Here is a 1,297-nt window from a genome sequence, read left to right as displayed (position 1 = left end):
ATCCGCTGGTCTAAACTGACAAACGTGCTGGAATAAACAGATTCTGTCGCTTAATTGCCTCATTTTCTTAAATAAAACTGCCGGAATAAAGTGACATTTACTGGCTGGATTATTTTGCTTTTCTACATTTATGGAAGTCTTCGATCCGGAAGAACCTTACATCGAACAGGCAGAAATCGCCGACTGTGTCATCACATTGTCCGATACACGACTCATCGAATTCAAAGGTGTGCGATTCAGAAATGTCCAGTTCGATCAGCTGACCATAAATAATGCCTACTTCAAAGATGTAGAATTTATCAAATGTGAATGCATCAATGCCGAACTGACTGAAAGCAGTCTTAAACGGGTGTCCTTTCAGCAATGCAGACTTAACGGCATGCTTTTCACAGACAGTTTTCTTGAAGATGTTACTTTCAGCGATTGCATTATGCATCTATCAAGTGTAGGCTTCTCAAAAGTGACATATGTGTTATTTGACCAATGCAAGTTAAATGAAATGGACTTCCTTGAGTGTTCTTTAAAGCAAACCCGGTTCGAATCCTGTGACTTGAATAGAGCAAAGTTCAGCCATACCTCATTGAATACTATCGATTTGAGTTCATCAGAGTTTGACGCCATTGCAGTATCTATAGACGACATTAAAGGTGCCATAGTAAACGAATCTCAGGCTCTCGGATTTTTGGAAATGCTGCAGCTCAAGATTAAAGACTGACCAGCACATGATGTAGGTGATTTGATTTCCAAAATATGGGATACCATAAGTTAGCTTTTCATTATTGACTCCCTCTTTTGCCCACTCGTTGACTTAAACTCTTTGAGCGGGTTATAATCCTTCATTTACTTACCACTCAGTTGAATGTATTCGGCGAGTGGTCCATAATACCTAAACCTTTGCCCACTCATTAGGGTATATTCTGCGAGTGGGCATTAATTTCAAATTTATTACCCACTCTATGAGCATTTTCCGGTGAGTGGGCAATAATTTAAAATATAATACCGCTTATTGTTCTTATCTTATCTACCACTACTTAATTTTCCGTTCATTTCCCAGCTGTCCTTATGACTTAAGTTGTAACACTCATCATGATGAGTGTTTTCCTTTTATAGAATAGGAAAGTATAAAGTTTTACCCGCTAGAAAGCCTATCACCTCAAACGTTAATCACTATCCTATGTGTAAAATAGTTGTCGGAAAGTAAAATAGTAGGGCAAGAAATTAAAGTAGACAAAAAGAAAGAAGACCCTTAATCTAGAGATAACCACAAATCCAGAAAAGAGGTCTTCTTATGAATCAA

General features: G+C 37.9%; 1 protein-coding gene. It reads left to right on the top strand.

Annotation, left to right across the window (positions count from 1 at the left end; translation table 11 throughout):
* Positions 1-130: 130 nt before the first annotated feature.
* A complete protein-coding gene (locus ACYQ2O_RS12300) occupies positions 131-715 on the top strand; it encodes a pentapeptide repeat-containing protein (protein ID WP_459796708.1) in 585 nt (194 codons plus the stop codon).
* Positions 716-1,297: the final 582 nt, after the last annotated feature.

This window comes from Alkalibacterium sp. m-11 (genome assembly GCF_054658155.1).
The sequence above is the reverse complement of the archived record's forward strand: the minus strand, read 5'-3'. Positions and strand labels throughout refer to the sequence as shown.

Bases quoted from the DNA above. Each gene is read 5' to 3' on its own strand.
- ACYQ2O_RS12300 (WP_459796708.1), top strand. From the start codon at position 131: ATGGAAGTCTTCGATCCGGAAGAACCTTACATCGAACAGGCAGAAATC.